We start from the raw sequence: 16,717 nt of genomic DNA, 5'->3' as shown, positions 1-16,717 counted from the left end.
CTAGTGTCCGCTCGTGTCTGGATATGTCCGAGCTTGACGTTTAAATGCAAACAATTATCAAATGGCGGCCTTCACCCGCAGGCATCTGGCAGATGTCGAGGATACTTGGCCTGCCATCCTGATGCCCGGGAAAAACCTTATTCAAGGAAGCTGTGTATGCGCCTGAGTACCCGCGTTGTCGCGCTGTGTGTCGGACTTTTGCTCCGCCACCAGGCTGCAGCGGCTGATTTGCCGCAACGTTGGGTCAGCGCCGGCGGTGCGCTGTCGGAGTGGGTAACGGCATTGGGCGGCGAGTCGAAACTGGTTGGCGTCGATACCACCAGCCAGCATCCGGAGTCGTTGAAGGCGCTGCCAAGCATTGGTTATCAACGCAGCCTTTCCGCTGAGGGCATTCTCAGTCTGCGTCCGGATATTCTTATCGGCACCGAAGAAATGGGCCCGCCACCCGTACTGTCGCAGGTAAAAGCGGCCAAGGTTCAGGTGGCGTTGTTCTCGGCTCAGCCAGATCTGCCAACGCTGGAGAAAAACGTTACTCATTTGGGCCAATTGCTCGGCGCGCAGGCTCAGGCCGCGCAACTGCTGCAAAGCTATCAACAGCAACTCGATGCGCAGAAGGCTCGGGTTACCGAAGTGCAGACCAGACAAAAAGCGCCGGGTGTGCTGCTGTTGCTTGGACATGCCGGTGGCAAGCCATTGATCGCCGGCAAGGACACCGCCGCCGACTGGCTGCTGCAACAGGCGGGCGGACATAACCTGGCGACGCACACGGGTTACAAGCCGTTTTCCGTGGAATCCCTCGCCAGCCTTGATCCTGAAGTGCTGGTATTCGCCGACCGTGCGTTGACCGGTGACGCGGCGAAAGCAGCGTTGTTCAAGGAAAATCCGATTCTCAATTCAAGTCGCGCGGCCAAGGCCGGGCGTGTGCTGGAGCTTGATCCGACCTTGTTGGTCGGTGGGCTCGGGCCGCGTTTGCCGGCAGCGTTGAAAACCCTGTCTGACGGTTTCTACCCGGCCAAGAGCGGCCAATGACCACACTGGTAAAACCCCGTGGCTTGTTCATCGGTCTGACGCTCCTGTGTTTATTGGCGATCTGGCTATCGTTGGCACTCGGGCCTGTCAGTCTGCCGCTGTTCGACACGTTGCGTGCAGGATTGCGCATGCTCGGCGTGCCGTTGGCGCCGGACGGGCTGGAGCAGGCTGAACTGATCCTTGGGCAGATTCGTCTGCCGCGAACTTTGCTCGGGCTGGCGGTCGGCGGTGTGCTGGCGTTGTCCGGCGTGGCGATGCAGGGCTTGTTTCGTAATCCACTGGCCGATCCGGGACTGGTCGGTGTTTCCAGCGGCGCGGCATTGGGTGCAGCGATCGCGATTGTCGGCGGTTCTTTTTTTGGCGGCCTGCCGGAATGGTTCGGGCCGTATCTGCTGTCGGTCTGCGCGTTTCTCGGCGGTCTCGGCGTGACGGCGCTGGTGTATCGACTGGGTCGCCGTAATGGCCAGACCAACGTCGCGACCATGTTGCTGGCGGGCATCGCGCTGACGGCGCTGGCCGGTTCGGCGGTGGGGCTGTTCACTTATCTGGCGGATGACGCGACCCTGCGCACGCTGACGTTCTGGAACCTGGGCAGTCTCAACGGCGCCAGTTACGCGCGGTTGTGGCCATTGCTGATCATCAGCGCCGCTGTCGCGTTGTGGTTGCCGCGCCGGGCGAAAGCGCTGAATGCCTTGCTGCTCGGGGAATCCGAGGCTGGGCATCTGGGCATCGATGTCGAACGGCTCAAACGTGAATTGGTGTTCTGTACAGCGCTGGGGGTTGGCGCAGCAGTGGCGGCCGCCGGGATGATCGGTTTTGTCGGGCTGGTGGTACCGCATCTGGTACGTTTGCTGGCAGGGCCTGATCACAAAGTGTTGCTGCCGGCCTCCGTGCTGGCGGGGGCGAGCCTGTTGCTGTTGGCTGATCTGGTCGCGCGGCTGGCGCTGGCCCCGGCAGAGTTGCCGATCGGCATCGTCACCGCGTTTATCGGTGCGCCGTTCTTCCTCTATTTGCTGCTGCGAGGGCGTGCCTGATGTTGCGTGCGCAGAACCTGCACATCCATCGAGGTCGCAAGACCGTGCTCAGCGATGTCACGTTGCAGCTCGAACCGGGTGAAGTGCTCGGTGTACTCGGCCCGAACGGTGCGGGCAAAAGTACCTTGCTGGGCGCGTTGTGCGGTGAGTTGACGGCGAGCGCGGGCGGGGTTTCGCTCGACGGGCAAGCGTTGAGTCACTGGACCGGCCCGCAGCGCGCGCAGCGATTGGCGGTGTTGCCTCAGGTGTCGACCCTGGATTTTGCTTTTCGCGTTGAAGACGTGGTGGGCATGGGCCGTTTGCCTTGGCAAAGCGGTCGGGTGCGGGATGACGAAATCATCGCGCAGGCATTGGTGGCGGCGGATGCCGGACACTTGAGCGGTCGCAGTTATCTGGCGCTGTCCGGTGGCGAACGGCAGCGTGTGCATCTGGCTCGGGTACTGGCGCAGCTTTGGCCGGGGCAGGCCGGGCAGACGCTGCTGCTGGATGAGCCCACGTCGATGCTTGATCCGCTGCATCAACACACGACACTGCAGGCCGTGCGCGAGTTTGCCGATCGTGGCGCGGCGGTGTTGGTGATCCTGCATGATCTGAATCTGGCGGCGCGTTATTGTGATCGCATTCTGCTGTTGGAAGGTGGGCGTCCGGTGGCGCTGGATACACCGCAGCAGGTTTTGCGACCGGACACGCTCCAGGCTGTATTCGGTCTCGAAGTGTTGGTGCAGCCGCACCCGGAGCGTGGGCATCCGCTGATCATCGCCCGCTGACTGGACCATTGAGGTGATTGCATGCGTGGTTTGTGGCTGTTGGCGGTGGTGTTGCTTGCGGGGTGTCAGCATGCTGTGGCGCCACCTCCGGTCAGTGGCGAGATTCGCGATTTGCGCAACGGTGAAGTGCTGACGGCGCAGCAACTGCTGAAGCGCTTGGCTGAGCCTGAGCGGTTGATCATCGGCGAGCAGCATGACAATGCCGATCATCACGCAGCGCAATTGTGGTTGTTGCGCTCGATCGGTGAGCAGCGGCCGCAAGGTAGCCTGCTCCTGGAAATGCTCACGCCGGATCAGCAGCCTCGCGTTGATCAAGTGCGCCTGGCGACAACGCCGCCCGCCGACCTCCCTGGCGCATTGGTCTGGGAGGATGGCTGGGACTGGAATCTCTACGGGCCCATTGTCCGTTTCGCTCTCACGCAACCGTATCCAATGCTGGCGGCGAATCTGACCAGCGCCGAAATCCGCACCTTCTATCGTGATCCACCGGTGTTGAAGGGCGCGCGCAGCAATGCTGAATCGGTGAAAACTGTATTGCTGGAACAGATCAGCGATTCCCACTGTGGCCTGCTGCCCGAATCACAGATGCCGGCAATGCTCGCTGTTCAGCAACAACGTGACCGGCGTATGGCTGAGCGTCTGATGGCGGCCCCCACACCTTCACTCCTGCTGGCCGGCGCGTGGCATGCGCGCAAGGATGTTGGCGTGCCGCTGCATGTTGTGGATTTGCGTGCCACTGTGGCTCCAACAGTATTGATGCTGGCAGAGCAGGGCGCTGAGGTGACCGCCGCGATGGCCGACTACGTTTGGTACACGCCCGCCACGCCCAAGCAGGACTACTGCGAGCAGATGCGCAAACAGTTCGGCAAATGACTTTTCCACAGGCAAAAAAAGACCCGGTAAAAACCGGGTCAAATAACCGTGATTAGCCTGATGAGGAGATAATCTGAGAGTCCGAACCAAGGGCTTTTCAGAATATCGACTGATCTTGCGACCAGTTGTGATAATCATAGCGATTCTCATTACCGAGTCAACAACTGTTTTTCCGTTTCTTTTAATTCGTCTGGAAAATGGCCGGAACGCCCGGTAAGCAAAGGGCTTCAGCGCTGACCTTCAGTCGTGGGCAGTTGCGTGATCTGCCGATTGAGCTGGCCGATCCGCCGCGCCATGCTCTCGATCAGGCTGTGGGCGATCTTCGGATTGGTGCGGGTCATATTCAAGAATTGATCACCGGGAATCAGCATTACGGTGCTCGGCTCTCGGGCAACGACCGTGGCATTGCGTGGTTCGCCAGTGAACACGGCCATGGCACCGAAAATCTCGTCCTTGGCCACGTCTCCGACTTTCTGCCCGTCTACAAATGCTTCGGCATGCCCGTCGATGATCACAAACACGTGATCAGCCGCGTCACCCTGATTGATCAGAATTTCACCCGCTTCGACCCGTTTGAAGCCATTGGTACTGCGAAACTCGCGCGGTTTCAGTTCTGCGACGGCATGGGCGAGGATTGCCATTTGCCCTAGCAGATACTCCAGAAACTGGTCTGCCCGACGAGCGTCGGCATACAAGTGCTGAAAAACCTCACGGCGCCGATAGGGCGTCAAACGCAATGCCCCATCACTGCACAAACGGCAATCAGCCCAGTCCTCACCCTGCTGAAGGCCGATCAGATCACCCTCCTGCCAATAAAACAGCTGACGTGCGCCCAGACAGCCGCTGATCACACCTTCATTGAGCAGGAATAACTGATCAGTGGGCATTTTCGTGAGTAAGTCTTCCGTCGCTTCCAGTTCCAGAGAAGGCCCGCAAGGCGCCAAATCGCGGAGCCACAGCGCGGGCAAGCTCTGCAAACGGTTGATCAAGGCATCGGCCCAAGCCGATTGTTCCCCCAGTAAATACATGACGGTCTATGCCCGTTCAGTTCTTGTGGCGCGAGGAAATGGCTTCAAGCTGCTTGTTCAAGGCGTCCTTGCGTTCGGCGGGGATGTCGTTCCAGTGCACATCCATCAGTGCGCCTTCGATCGCATACAACAACACCTTCGATGCGCGAAACCCGCGGGTACGCACGGCCCGGTAGGCGTCCACGGCGCCCAGGCGACGCAAGTCCGAGGCGCTGTGGATGCCCACGGCATGCAGCCATTGCGCCGACGTCTTGCCAAGATTCTTCAGGTGTTGCAGTTCATCATTCATCAAGCCTCCTTGCGACGGCCGAATGGTGCGTGGGCGAGCTTCTCAGGAGTGTAGCCATCAGTAGGAAAAGCGTGGTTGTTTGGTCGGATTCGACGCAAATGCTTCTAAGAAAGGGAGCTTAACCGGCCTGCGAACGCAGAAAGGCGGGAGGAAACACATTCCAAATGTGGGAGCGAGCCTGCTCGCGAAAGCGCTATGACTTTCACGATCAGGGTGACTGACACTCCCTCTTCGCGAGCAGGCTCGCTCCCACCAGGTGGGTGTTGTATCAGAGAGGGGTATGCATATCAGCGAGTGCGATAACGCAAGCGCGTACCGAAATTCATCGACATCAGAATCTCGTCAGCACTCAGCTCCGGCGGGAAATACGCCCCGGAAATCTGTGCGTGAGCCAGACTTGCGCCTTCCAGCGATGCATTGCGGAAATCGATGCCACGCAAATCGGCAGAACGGAAGTAAGCGTCGCGGAAATCCACGCCATCGGCGTTCAGTTCACGCAAATCAAGACCACGGAAATCGCCGCCGACCATGTCAATCGGGCCGTCCTGTGGACGCTCCTTGTTGAAACCTGTGATGTCGTCTTTGTGCAGCAAGGCATATAGCGGGGTGTCGAGAAGTTTCGGCTGGCTCATGTCATATCACCGTTGGTTTTATGGCGCCAGTATAGTGCCACTATTTGGCGGCCGTGAAGCAAGCGAGGGCTTCACGGCCGAAATAGTTTCTTACAGGCCTGGCAGGCGCTGACGGATCTGCGCGACCACGGTGTCCAGCGTGCCGGACTCATTGGTCTGCACGCGTTTACTGCGCAGGATTTCTTCCGGCGTCAGGGCTTCGCGATTGGCCTGCTGAGCTTCGATCACGGCCAGCGTAGCGTCGGACGGATCCTGTTTATCCGCCTGACGAATCGCCAACCAGCTCTCGATCACCGCTTGCGGCGCATTGCAGTCGAGGATCAGGAATGGTGTGCCGGTGGCTTCGGCGATCTTCGCCGCGTTGTCGCGTTGTTCGCGTTTGAGGTAAGTGGCGTCAATGACCACCGGGAACCCGGCGTGCAGGATGACTTCAGCGATTTCATGCAGGCGCGCGTAGGTCACCACGCTGGCGTCGTTGCTGTAAATGCCGGCCTGCACATCATTGGCAACAGTTTGCTCACCGAACAGACGCTTGCGTTCTACGTCCGAACGCAGACGAATCGCGCCCAGCGCTTCGACCAGACGCATGGCTACGTGGCTCTTGCCGACAGCGGAAACGCCGTGGGTGATTGCCATGAAGCGCGACGGAATGGTGCTGTAGCTTTCGGCCAGGTTGGCGTAGTTGCGGTACTGGCGCAGGGTGGTGGCGCGCTGCACCGGGGTCGCGTCCGCCGGCATGCTGAACAGCGTAACCTTGGCGCGCACCAGAGCGCGGTAGGCTTTATAGAAGTTGAGCACTTCCAGGCCCTGATAGTCGCCGGTCAGTTCCAGATACTGGCTGATGAAGCGGCGCGCCAGGGATTTCAGGCCACGGTCTTCCAGGTCCATCGCGAGGAAACCGGTGTCGGCCCAGACGTCAGTGAAGCGGAAGGGTTCGTTGAACTCGATGCAGTCGAAGATCACCACTTTGCCGTCGATGACCGTGGCGTTGCCCAGGTGGATATCGCCGTGGCATTCACGGGTAAAGCCTTCGACCTTGCGTTGGGCGAACAATGGCTTGAGGCGTTCGAAGCTGCTTTCGGCCCAGGCCTTCAGCGCGTCGAGTTGCAGCAGATCGTTCTTGTCGCTGAGGAACGGCAGGATCTGCTCGAAGTTTTGCGCGACCGGCGCCATCACGCTGTCCGGGGTGCCGGCGTCGTGTTCGGCCGGGACTTTTGGCGCGGTGAGATGGAAGCGGGCGATCTGCTCGGCCATCTCGTCGATGTGCTGTGTGGTCAGCTCGCCGTTGGCTTGCAGGGTGCTGAGCAAACCGCTCTGCGGGAACTGGCGCATTTTCAGCACATATTCGATGGCCGGGCCGTCGCCGCCCAGTTGCGGAGCTTCGACGCTGCCAGTCACCGGCAACACTTCCAGATACAAATCTTCAGTCAGACGCTGGTTCAGACGCAGCTCTTCGGCGCAGAAATGTGCGCGCGACTCGAGGCCGGTGAAGTCGAGGAAGCCGAAATTGACCGGCTTCTTCACTTTATAAGCGAAGGGACCGGTGAGGATCACCCACGAGATATGCGTTTCGATGACCTGAAACCCTTCGACAGGGTGCGGGTAGAGGGCCGGGTTTTGCAGGGCAGCGATCAGTGACTGGCTCACGGGCGATCCTTCAGAGACTGGGGGAAATTCGAGGCCGCCATTATGGCCGCTCGCCAGCCCGACGCAAACCTCGGAGCGCTCCTGTTGAGGATGAATAAAGTGCGTATAATCCGCCGCCATGACTCGAACTCGATCCCCCCGTACCAAGAAAAAACCACCCTCCAAGGGCCTTAGCCCGTGGTTGAGCTGGGCCATTAAACTCAGTCTGGTCGGCCTTGTCGTGCTGGCCGGCTTCGCCGTATACCTCGATGCCGTGGTGCAGGAGAAGTTCTCCGGCAAGCGCTGGACCATCCCGGCCAAGGTCTATGCGCGCCCGCTCGAGCTGTTCGTCGGACAAAAGCTCAGCAAGGACGATTTCCTTACCGAACTCGATGCCCTCGGCTATCGTCGCGAAGCCGTGAGCAATGGCCCTGGCGCCGCAGCCGTCAGCGGCAATACAGTCGATCTGAATACCCGTGGCTTCCAGTTTTACGAAGGTCTGGAGAAACCGCAGCCAGTGCGCGTGCGTTTCTCCGGCGATTATGTGGCTGAGCTGTCGGCGACCAACGGTGCGAAATTGTCCGTTGTGCGCCTCGAGCCGCTGATGATCGGTGGTATTTATCCGAAGAATCTCGAAGACCGCATTCTGATCAAACTCGATCAGGTGCCACCGTATCTGCTCGAAACCCTGGTGGCTGTCGAAGACCGCGATTATTACAGTCACTGGGGGGTGTCGCCGAAGTCGATTGCCCGTGCTATCTGGGTCAACACCTCTGGCGGCAAGATGACTCAGGGCGGCAGTACGCTGACCCAGCAGTTGGTGAAAAACTTCTACCTGACCAGCGAACGCAGCCTGACCCGCAAGCTCACCGAAGCGATGATGGCGATGCTGCTGGAACTGCATTACGACAAAAAGGAAATCCTTGAGGCCTACCTCAACGAAGTCTTCGTCGGGCAGGACGGTCAGCGTGCGGTGCACGGTTTCGGTCTGGCCAGCCAGTTCTTCTTTGGCCAGCCATTGTCCGAGCTGAAACTGCATCAGGTGGCGTTGCTGGTCGGCATGGTCAAAGGCCCGTCCTACTACAACCCGCGTCGTAATCCCGAGCGTGCGCTGGAACGGCGTAACCTGGTGCTCGACGTGCTTGAGCAGCAAGGCGTGGCGACGGCCGAACAAGTGGCCGCAGCGAAGAACATGCCGCTGGGCGTAACCACTCGCGGCAAACTGGCCGACAGCTCGTTCCCGGGCTTTATCGATCTGGTCAAACGCCAGTTGCGTGAAGACTACCGCGACGAAGACTTGACCGAAGAAGGCCTGCGCATCTTCACCAGCTTCGACCCGATCCTGCAGATGAAAGCCGAGGCGTCGGTCAACGACACCTTTAAACGTCTGTCCGGGCGTAAAGGCTCCGATGATGTGGAAGCGGCGATGGTCGTGACCAATCCGGAAACCGGCGAAGTCCAGGCGATGATTGGCAGCCGTCAGGCCAGTTACGCCGGTTTCAACCGTGCGCTGGATGCGGTGCGACCGATCGGCTCGTTGATCAAGCCTGCGGTTTATCTGACTGCGCTGGAGAAACCAAGCCAGTACACGCTGACCAGTTGGCTGTCGGACGATCCGTTGTCGGTCAAAGGCGCGAACGGTCAGGTGTGGAAACCGCAGAACTATGATCGCCGCTCCCACGGCACCGTGTTCCTTTATCAGGGCCTGGCGCATTCCTACAACCTGTCGACCTCGCGTCTGGGTCTGGAAGTCGGTGTGCCGAATGTCTTGAAAACGCTCGGTCGTCTGGGCGTGACGCGTGAGTTCCCGGCATTCCCGTCGATGTTGCTCGGTGCTGGCGGCATGACCCCGATCGAAGTAGCGACCATGTACCAGACGCTGGCCAACGGTGGTTTCAATACGCCGATGCGCGGGATTCGCAGCGTGCTGACCGCCGAGGGCGAGCCGCTCAAGCGTTATCCGTTCCAGATCGAGCAGCGTTTCGACCCGGCGTCCATTTATCTGATCCAGAACGCCATGCAGCGCGTGATGCGTGAAGGTACCGGCAGCTCGGTTTATAACGTGCTGCCCAAGACTCTGACGCTGGCGGGCAAGACCGGTACCAGTAACGATTCCCGTGACAGCTGGTTCGCCGGTTTCAGTCAGGATCTGCTGGCGGTGGTCTGGCTGGGCCGCGATGACAACGGCAAGACGCCGTTCACCGGTGCCACCGGTGCACTGCAGGTCTGGACCAGTTTCATGCGCAAGGCCGATCCGCTGCCGCTGGACATGCCGCAGCCGGACAACGTCGTGCAGGCGTGGGTCGATTCGCGTACCGGGCAGGGCTCTGATGCCAACTGCCCGGGGGCGGTGCAGATGCCGTATATTCGCGGCAGCGAACCGCCACCCGGCGCCGCGTGTGCAAGCGAAACGCCTGCTTCCGGCGAGTCGGTGATGGATTGGGTCAAGGGCTGGATGAATTAAGCAAAGAGGGTTTCAAGTGAACAAGTGGTTGATTCCAGCGGTGACCGCCGTGGCTTTGCTCAGCGGCTGCTCTACCGTACAGCGTGGTTCGATTCCGGTGGTTGATTCCGGTACTGCGGTGTCCAACAGCGAGCGCATTTCGGCCAATGGCGGTTTCCGTCAAACGACGGTCAAGCGTCCAGCACAGGGCCAGACTCAGGCGATTCCGCAAGGTGATACTGGTGTGGTCGTGATGGTGCCGGGTGGCGGCGCTGCCGTGTCGACACCGATCAGCGCTTCGCCAATCGTGCCTGGGCCGGCATCCGGCGGTATCACGTCGGGGCCGTACAATCCTTCGCCGGCTGAGTCTGCGCCGATCAATACCGGCAGCTACAGCATGCCATCGACGCCAAGCGGGATTCCTTCCGCCAGCAGTGGTGGCGGCTTGTCGGCCGATGAGCAACTTGACGGCCCGGTGCTCGCTCTGCTGACCACCGCGCAACAGCAGCAAGCCGGCGGCGACCTCAACGGTGCATCGTCCAGCCTTGAGCGAGCCCAGCGTGTCGCCCCGCGTGAACCGCAAGTGCTTTATCGCCTGGCGCAAGTGCGTATGGCTCAAGGCGATGCGCCGCAAGCCGAGCAGTTCGCCCGTCGTGCGCTGACCATGGCTAACGGTCGTCCGGACCTGCAAGCCAATCTGTGGGAAATCATTGCTCAGTCCCGTGAGAAACAAGGCGATTCCGCCGGTGCCGCTCAGGCCCGTCAGAAGGCCAAGGTTTCGCTGTGATGGATGCCCGTTTCCCGAAAATCGCCGATCAGTTGTTGCTGATCGAGCGTGAGCTGCGTACTCAAGGCTGGTGGGACGAAGTTCCGCCATCGGCCGAAGCGTTGAGCAGTGTCGAACCGTTTTCGATCGATACGCTCGACTTTGAGCAATGGCTGCAATGGATCTTCCTGCCGAAGATGAAATATATCCTTGAGCAGGATCTGCCGTTGCCGAATGCCTCGGGTATTCAGGAAATGGCCGAAATGGTCTTCGCCCAGCGCAACCTGGGTGGCAAGGATCGGCAGTTGCAGGTGCTGCTCAAAGAGTTTGACCTGCTGATCACTGCCTCGCGCTGAGCCAGACTGACACCGGATAGGTAGGAGCTGCCGAAGGCTGCGATCTTTTGATCTTGTTTTTGAAAGCAAAATCAAGAGATCGCAGCCTGCGGCAGCTCCTACAGGTGTCTATTCACAATTCTGCGCGATTTGCTTTTGCGCCTCGACAATGCGTTCCTGACGCTGCGCATCATCCAGCCGGCGCAACTGTCCCTCCACCTCTTCCCTCAAGCGCGGATTGTTTTGCAATTGCGCAAGGTTCGTCCGAGCCTGTTCGCAGAACTGTTTTAGCTGTGCCTGTTGGTCAGCCACCTGTTTCTTGACCTTGTCATCGATAGCCTTCTGATCTCCCAGCACGCCGCTGCCCGGCATTGCCGCGGGTTTCGGTGGGGGCGAGGAGGGCGTCTGCAAGGTTGTCGACTGCTGACCCGGAGGCGGCTGCGCATCGAAGTGCGTGACACCTTGGGCATCGACCCATTTATAGATTTGAGCGGCCGTGCACCACGGGCTGAGGCCGATCAGCAGAGTCAGGAGGAGCGTTCGCATGCTGATTCCTTGGCAAAAATGCGCAATTGACACTAATAGAGTAGCGGTTTTCAGGTTTTTTCTTGCGTTCTCATGTGCTTACCCACAATTAACCACACAGACGACTTGACTTGGAGAGGGCGAAACAGAAGAATCCAAAGTCCGCTGTAGAGGGACTGCCAGAAGCAGACCCACTCGGTAGATCATGAGGCGCACATCCGCGCCGACCTGTTACACCCGCAACGCGTTACCTCGCGCTGGGTGGGAAAGGCCCGCAACACTTGGGACGATCCCAATACTTGCTCAGTCAGTGCTGACGTAGTCGGCGACCACCGTCGCTCATGCTCTGCCGAGAAGTAAACCTATTAAGACCCGCCCCTTTTTTGTGGACGGTATTCTGGCGTTTTAGAGGTGAACAACGTGGAGCTTTTATCTGGCGGTGAGATGCTCGTCCGCTTTTTGCGTGACGAAGGCGTCAAATATATCTACGGGTACCCGGGTGGTGCTCTCCTGCATGTTTACGATGCCCTGTTCAAAGAACCGGAAGTGACTCACATCCTGGTTCGTCACGAACAAGCGGCAACCCATATGGCTGACGGTTATGCCCGTGCCACCGGTAAAGCCGGCGTGGTATTGGTGACGTCCGGTCCTGGCGCCACAAACGCCATCACCGGTATTGCGACCGCCTATATGGACTCGATTCCAATGGTGATCATTTCCGGTCAGGTGCCAAGCACCATGGTCGGCACCGACGCGTTCCAGGAAACCGACATGATCGGTATCTCCCGGCCGATCGTGAAGCACAGCTTCATGATCAAGCACGCTTCGGAAATCCCGGAAGTCATGAAGAAGGCTTTCTACCTGGCGCAATCCGGTCGTCCGGGCCCGGTCGTCGTCGATATCCCGAAAGACATGACCAACCCGGCCGAAAAGTTCGAATACATCTTCCCGAAGAAAGCCAAGCTGCGTTCCTACAGCCCGGCCGTTCGCGGTCACTCCGGGCAAATCCGCAAGGCAGCAGAAATGCTCCTGGCGGCGAAGCGTCCGGTCATGTACTCCGGTGGCGGCGTGATTCTCGGCAACGGTTCCGCACCGCTGACCGAACTGGCGAAAATGCTCAACCTGCCCGTGACCAACACGTTGATGGGCCTGGGTGGTTTCCCGGGTACTGATCGTCAGTTCATCGGCATGCTCGGCATGCACGGCAGCTACACCGCCAACCTGGCAATGCACCATGCTGACGTGATCCTCGCGGTCGGCGCGCGTTTCGACGATCGTGTGATCAACGGCGCGGCGAAGTTCTGCCCGAACGCCAAGATCATCCACATCGATATCGACCCGGCTTCGATTTCCAAGACCATCAAGGCCGACGTGCCAATCGTGGGTCCGGTGGAGAGCGTCCTGACCGAAATGGTTGCGATCCTCAAGGAAATCGGCGAGACCCCGAACAAGGAGTCCGTGGCCAGTTGGTGGAAGCAAGTGGATGAATGGCGCGGTGATCGCGGCCTGTTCCCTTACGAGAAGGGCGACGGCAGCATGATCAAGCCGCAGACCGTGATCGAAACCCTCTGCGAAGTGACCAAGGGCGATGCCTTCATCACTTCCGACGTGGGCCAGCACCAGATGTTCGCGGCGCAGTACTACACGTTCAACAAGCCGAATCGCTGGATCAACTCCGGTGGTCTGGGCACCATGGGCTTCGGTTTCCCGGCGGCCATGGGCATCAAGTTGAGCTTCCCGGATGACGACGTTGCCTGCGTCACCGGTGAAGGCAGTATCCAGATGAACATCCAGGAACTGTCGACCTGCCTGCAATATGGCTTGCCAGTGAAAATCGTCATCCTGAACAACGGTGTTCTGGGGATGGTTCGTCAGTGGCAGGACATGAGCTATGGCAGCCGTCACTCGCACTCCTACATGGAATCGCTGCCTGACTTCGTCAAGCTGGCTGAAGCCTACGGCCACGTTGGCGTACGCATCACCGAATCGAAAGATTTGAAGTCGAAGATGGCAGAGGCGTTCGCCATGAAGGATCGCCTGGTCGTGATCGATATTTCGGTCGACACCAGCGAGCACGTCTACCCGATGCAGATCAAAGACGGCTCGATGCGCGATATGTGGCTGAGCAAGACGGAGCGTACTTAATCATGCGGCACATTATTTCCTTGCTTCTGGAAAACGAACCCGGCGCTTTGTCTCGCGTAGTCGGCCTGTTCTCGCAGCGCAACTACAACATCGAAAGCCTGACTGTGGCCCCGACCGAAGACCCGACCCTGTCGCGTCTGACGCTGACCACCGTTGGCCACGATGAAGTCATCGAGCAGATCACCAAAAACCTGAACAAGCTGATCGAAGTGGTCAAGCTGGTGGACCTGTCGGAAAGTGCTCACATCGAGCGCGAACTGATGCTGGTCAAGGTCAAGGCCACTGGCGCCCAGCGCGCCGAGATCAAACGCACCACCGATATTTACCGTGGACAGATCGTCGACGTCAGCGCCAGCGTGTATACCGTTCAACTGACCGGTACCAGCGACAAGCTCGACAGCTTCATTCAGTCCATCGGCACCGCATCGATTCTGGAAACCGTCCGTAGCGGCGTGACCGGCATTGCCCGCGGCGACAAAGTACTCAGCATCTAAACCAAATTAGCGAATGGCCTGAACGGCCTGGATATAAAGGGGAAATTCATGAAAGTTTTCTACGATAAAGACTGCGACCTGTCGATCATCCAGGGCAAGAAAGTTGCCATCATCGGTTACGGTTCCCAGGGCCACGCCCAAGCGTGCAACCTGAAAGACTCCGGTGTCGACGTTACCGTTGGTCTGCGTAAAGGTTCGGCCACCGTTGCCAAAGCTGAAGCTCACGGCCTGAAAGTGACCGACGTTGCTTCCGCTGTTGCGGCTGCCGACCTGGTCATGATCCTGACCCCGGACGAGTTCCAGTCCTCCCTGTACAAGAACGAAATCGAGCCGAACATCAAGAAAGGCGCCACCCTGGCCTTCTCCCACGGCTTCGCGATCCACTACAACCAGGTTGTTCCGCGTGCCGACCTCGACGTGATCATGATCGCGCCGAAAGCACCAGGCCACACCGTACGTTCCGAGTTCGTCAAAGGCGGCGGTATTCCTGACCTGATCGCGATCTACCAGGACGCCTCGGGCAACGCCAAAAACGTTGCACTGTCCTACGCTGCCGGTGTTGGCGGCGGTCGTACCGGTATCATCGAAACCACCTTCAAGGACGAGACTGAAACCGACCTGTTCGGCGAACAAGCCGTACTGTGCGGCGGTACCGTTGAACTGGTTAAAGCTGGTTTCGAAACTCTGGTTGAAGCTGGCTACGCGCCGGAAATGGCCTACTTCGAGTGCCTGCACGAACTGAAGCTGATCGTTGACCTCATGTATGAAGGCGGTATCGCCAACATGAACTACTCGATCTCCAACAACGCTGAGTACGGCGAGTACGTGACTGGCCCGGAAGTGATCAACGCCGAGTCCCGTCAGGCCATGCGCAACGCCCTGAAACGTATTCAGGACGGCGAATACGCCAAAATGTTCATCAGCGAAGGCGCAACCGGCTACCCTTCGATGACCGCCAAGCGTCGTAACAACGCCGCTCACGGTATCGAAATCATCGGCGAGCAACTGCGCTCCATGATGCCGTGGATCGGTGCCAACAAGATCGTCGACAAAGCCAAAAACTAAGTCGTCCTTCTTGTACGGAAAACGCGGCCTCGGCCGCGTTTTTTCGTTTGAGCGTGTGGTTCTGGTATAAAGCTGCAGCGTTTGTGGCCGAACTGTCGTCCTCAAGCACCTGTCGAAATTTCTCCAAACCGTTGCAAGGTAATGTCCATGAGCGAACGTCCCGAAGAGCCGAACAAGGCTTCTGACGCCGAAAGCCTGCTGCCCATCGATGAACACATCGAAGAAGGGCACGACGCAGAAGGTCGTAAAGTCCGGCATCGTGGTATCTATCTGCTGCCGAACCTGTTCACCACTGCGAACCTGTTCGCAGGGTTTTATTCCATCATCAACTCGATGAGTGCCCAGGCTGCTCTAAGCGCTGGCGACTCGGCCAATGCGAGCAAGTATTTCGCGTTCGCTGCGATCGCAATTTTCGTTGCCATGGTGCTCGACGGCCTCGACGGTCGTGTGGCACGCATGACCAATACGCAAAGTGCCTTCGGCGCCGAGTACGACTCGCTGTCGGACATGGTCGCCTTCGGTGTTGCACCGGCGCTGCTGGCGTTTGGCTGGGCATTGGGCGACATGGGCAAGGTTGGCTGGATGGTCGCCTTCATCTATGTAGCGGGCGCGGCGTTGCGTCTGGCGCGTTTCAATACTCAGGTCGGCACGGCTGACAAACGCTACTTCATTGGCCTGGCCAGTCCTGCGGCTGCCGGTGTGGTAGCGGGCATCGTCTGGGCGTTCAGTGATTACGGGATCCAGGGTTCGAAGATGTCGTTTCTGGTCGCGTTGATGGTGGCGGCTGCCGGTATGCTGATGGTCAGCAACATCAAGTACAACAGCTTTAAAGAGCTGGACTTGAAGGGGCGCGTACCGTTCGTGGCTATCCTTGCGGTGGTGCTGGTGTTCGCCGTGGTCTTCAGCGATCCACCGCGCATTCTGCTGCTGGTGTTCCTCGCCTACGCCGCTTCGGGCCCGGTGCAGTACCTGTTGCATCTTCGTCGGCACAAAAAAGCCGAGTAATGTAATTTCCCGCATACTCCGCAGTCTATGGGTGCATCAGTCCTCCAAAGCCTGCGGAGTTGCCATGTTGATCAAAGTCCCCAAAGCGTCCGACTGCCATGAGTCGGATGTCACGCCTGAACCCATTTATCTCTCTCGCCGCCAATTACTGGGTGCTACTGCTGCCGGTATCGCCGTCAGTAGCCTGCCACGTTGGGCCAATGCCGACGATGCAGCGCGGTATGCCGATGTCGAGCCGGGCAAAGCACCTGCATGGTTTAACGACAAGCTGTCCTCTACCAAATGGGGTGCGGTCAACGTTAAGGATGAGGCGATCACGCCTTATAAAGACGCCACTCACTACAACAACTTCTATGAGTTCGGTACCGACAAGGGTGATCCGGCAGCTAATGCCGGATCACTGAAAACCGAGCCTTGGAGTGTGGTCATAGACGGGGAGGTGGGTAAGCCAGGGCGCTATGCGCTGGAAGACTTCATGAAGCCGTATCAGTTGGAGGAACGTATCTATCGCCTGCGCTGTGTCGAGGCTTGGTCGATGGTTATTCCTTGGATCGGCTTTCCGATCTCGGCGCTGCTCAAGCAGGTCGAACCTACCTCGAATGCCAAATACATCCGTTTTGAAACCTTGCAGGATCCGAAGAGCATGCCCGGTCAGCGCTCT

Annotated in this window: 17 protein-coding genes (1 of these 17 running past the window's edge); 12 read left to right on the top strand and 5 right to left on the bottom strand. The window is 58.9% G+C overall.

Annotation, left to right across the window (positions count from 1 at the left end; translation table 11 throughout):
* Positions 1 to 156: 156 nt before the first annotated feature.
* The 4 genes from RMV17_RS25070 to RMV17_RS25055 are packed head-to-tail and all read left to right on the top strand — an operon-like array spanning position 157 to position 3,703.
* Positions 157 to 1,029, top strand: a complete 873-nt coding sequence (locus tag RMV17_RS25070; protein WP_311883344.1) for an ABC transporter substrate-binding protein — start codon at positions 157 to 159, stop codon at positions 1,027 to 1,029.
* Positions 1,026 to 2,063 carry an iron ABC transporter permease gene (locus RMV17_RS25065; RefSeq protein WP_311883342.1) on the top strand — a complete coding sequence of 346 codons (1,038 nt, stop codon included), beginning with the start codon at positions 1,026 to 1,028 and terminating at the stop codon, positions 2,061 to 2,063. The genes RMV17_RS25070 and RMV17_RS25065 overlap by 4 nt, the downstream gene beginning before the upstream one ends.
* Positions 2,063 to 2,830, top strand: a complete 768-nt coding sequence (locus tag RMV17_RS25060; protein ID WP_034153898.1) for a heme ABC transporter ATP-binding protein — start codon at positions 2,063 to 2,065, stop codon at positions 2,828 to 2,830. The genes RMV17_RS25065 and RMV17_RS25060 overlap by 1 nt, the downstream gene beginning before the upstream one ends.
* Before the next feature lie 21 nt (positions 2,831 to 2,851).
* On the top strand, positions 2,852 to 3,703 hold the full coding sequence (locus tag RMV17_RS25055; protein ID WP_311883338.1) for a ChaN family lipoprotein: 852 nt from the start codon (positions 2,852 to 2,854) through the stop codon (positions 3,701 to 3,703).
* A 227-nt stretch (positions 3,704 to 3,930) separates the two neighbouring features.
* Here RMV17_RS25055 and RMV17_RS25050 read toward each other — a convergent pair whose 3' ends face one another.
* The 4 genes from RMV17_RS25050 to RMV17_RS25035 form a co-directional block, all read right to left on the bottom strand.
* Positions 3,931 to 4,731 (bottom strand): cyclic nucleotide-binding domain-containing protein, encoded by an 801-nt coding sequence (locus RMV17_RS25050; RefSeq protein WP_311883336.1) that lies wholly within the window; start codon positions 4,729 to 4,731, stop codon positions 3,931 to 3,933.
* Positions 4,732 to 4,747: 16 nt separating this feature from the next.
* Positions 4,748 to 5,020, bottom strand: a complete 273-nt coding sequence (locus RMV17_RS25045; protein WP_003228231.1) for a TfoX/Sxy family protein — start codon at positions 5,018 to 5,020, stop codon at positions 4,748 to 4,750.
* A gap of 287 nt (positions 5,021 to 5,307) precedes the next feature.
* Positions 5,308 to 5,652 carry a pentapeptide repeat-containing protein gene (locus RMV17_RS25040; RefSeq protein WP_007909940.1) on the bottom strand — a complete coding sequence of 115 codons (345 nt, stop codon included), beginning with the start codon at positions 5,650 to 5,652 and terminating at the stop codon, positions 5,308 to 5,310.
* A gap of 90 nt (positions 5,653 to 5,742) precedes the next feature.
* Positions 5,743 to 7,299, bottom strand: a complete 1,557-nt coding sequence (locus tag RMV17_RS25035; protein WP_311883332.1) for an AAA family ATPase — start codon at positions 7,297 to 7,299, stop codon at positions 5,743 to 5,745.
* Positions 7,300 to 7,417: 118 nt separating this feature from the next.
* On the opposite strand from RMV17_RS25035, the gene mrcB reads away from it, so the two are divergent.
* From mrcB to RMV17_RS25020, 3 genes are read left to right on the top strand one after another with little or no spacing between them, the layout of a single operon-like run.
* Positions 7,418 to 9,742 (top strand): penicillin-binding protein 1B, encoded by a 2,325-nt coding sequence (gene mrcB, locus RMV17_RS25030; protein ID WP_034153902.1) that lies wholly within the window; start codon positions 7,418 to 7,420, stop codon positions 9,740 to 9,742.
* A 16-nt stretch (positions 9,743 to 9,758) separates the two neighbouring features.
* On the top strand, positions 9,759 to 10,508 hold the full coding sequence (locus tag RMV17_RS25025) for a hypothetical protein (RefSeq protein WP_108226992.1): 750 nt from the start codon (positions 9,759 to 9,761) through the stop codon (positions 10,506 to 10,508).
* Positions 10,508 to 10,843, top strand: coding sequence for a YqcC family protein (locus tag RMV17_RS25020; protein ID WP_311883330.1), 336 nt, complete (start codon positions 10,508 to 10,510; stop codon positions 10,841 to 10,843). Before RMV17_RS25025 ends, RMV17_RS25020 begins: the two co-directional genes overlap by 1 nt.
* A gap of 108 nt (positions 10,844 to 10,951) precedes the next feature.
* Here the strand turns inward: RMV17_RS25020 and RMV17_RS25015 are convergent, their stop codons facing one another.
* A complete protein-coding gene (locus RMV17_RS25015; RefSeq protein ID WP_311883329.1) occupies positions 10,952 to 11,368 on the bottom strand; it encodes a DUF4124 domain-containing protein in 417 nt (138 codons plus the stop codon).
* Between the two features lie 399 nt (positions 11,369 to 11,767).
* On the opposite strand from RMV17_RS25015, the gene RMV17_RS25010 reads away from it, so the two are divergent.
* From RMV17_RS25010 to msrP, 5 genes are all read left to right on the top strand, one after another.
* Positions 11,768 to 13,492 (top strand): acetolactate synthase 3 large subunit, encoded by a 1,725-nt coding sequence (locus RMV17_RS25010; protein WP_034153917.1) that lies wholly within the window; start codon positions 11,768 to 11,770, stop codon positions 13,490 to 13,492.
* Positions 13,493 to 13,494: 2 nt separating this feature from the next.
* The gene (ilvN, locus tag RMV17_RS25005) at positions 13,495 to 13,986 is read left to right on the top strand and encodes an acetolactate synthase small subunit (RefSeq protein ID WP_003176102.1); all 492 of its coding nucleotides are present in this window, start codon (positions 13,495 to 13,497) and stop codon (positions 13,984 to 13,986) included.
* 48 nt (positions 13,987 to 14,034) lie between these two features.
* The gene (ilvC, locus tag RMV17_RS25000) at positions 14,035 to 15,051 is read left to right on the top strand and encodes a ketol-acid reductoisomerase (protein ID WP_003228216.1); all 1,017 of its coding nucleotides are present in this window, start codon (positions 14,035 to 14,037) and stop codon (positions 15,049 to 15,051) included.
* 147 nt (positions 15,052 to 15,198) lie between these two features.
* Positions 15,199 to 16,056 (top strand): CDP-diacylglycerol--serine O-phosphatidyltransferase, encoded by an 858-nt coding sequence (gene pssA, locus RMV17_RS24995; protein ID WP_016983477.1) that lies wholly within the window; start codon positions 15,199 to 15,201, stop codon positions 16,054 to 16,056.
* 64 nt (positions 16,057 to 16,120) lie between these two features.
* Positions 16,121 to 16,717, top strand: the 5' portion of a protein-coding gene (gene msrP, locus RMV17_RS24990) for a protein-methionine-sulfoxide reductase catalytic subunit MsrP (RefSeq protein WP_108226989.1). The gene runs 417 nt beyond the window's last position; only the first 597 of its 1,014 coding nucleotides appear in the window; its start codon is at positions 16,121 to 16,123; its stop codon lies beyond the right edge, outside the window.

The sequence above is a fragment of the Pseudomonas sp. VD-NE ins genome (assembly GCF_031882575.1).
GTDB lineage: Bacteria > Pseudomonadota > Gammaproteobacteria > Pseudomonadales > Pseudomonadaceae > Aquipseudomonas > Aquipseudomonas fluorescens_BZ.
The sequence above is the reverse complement of the archived record's forward strand: the minus strand, read 5'-3'. Positions and strand labels throughout refer to the sequence as shown.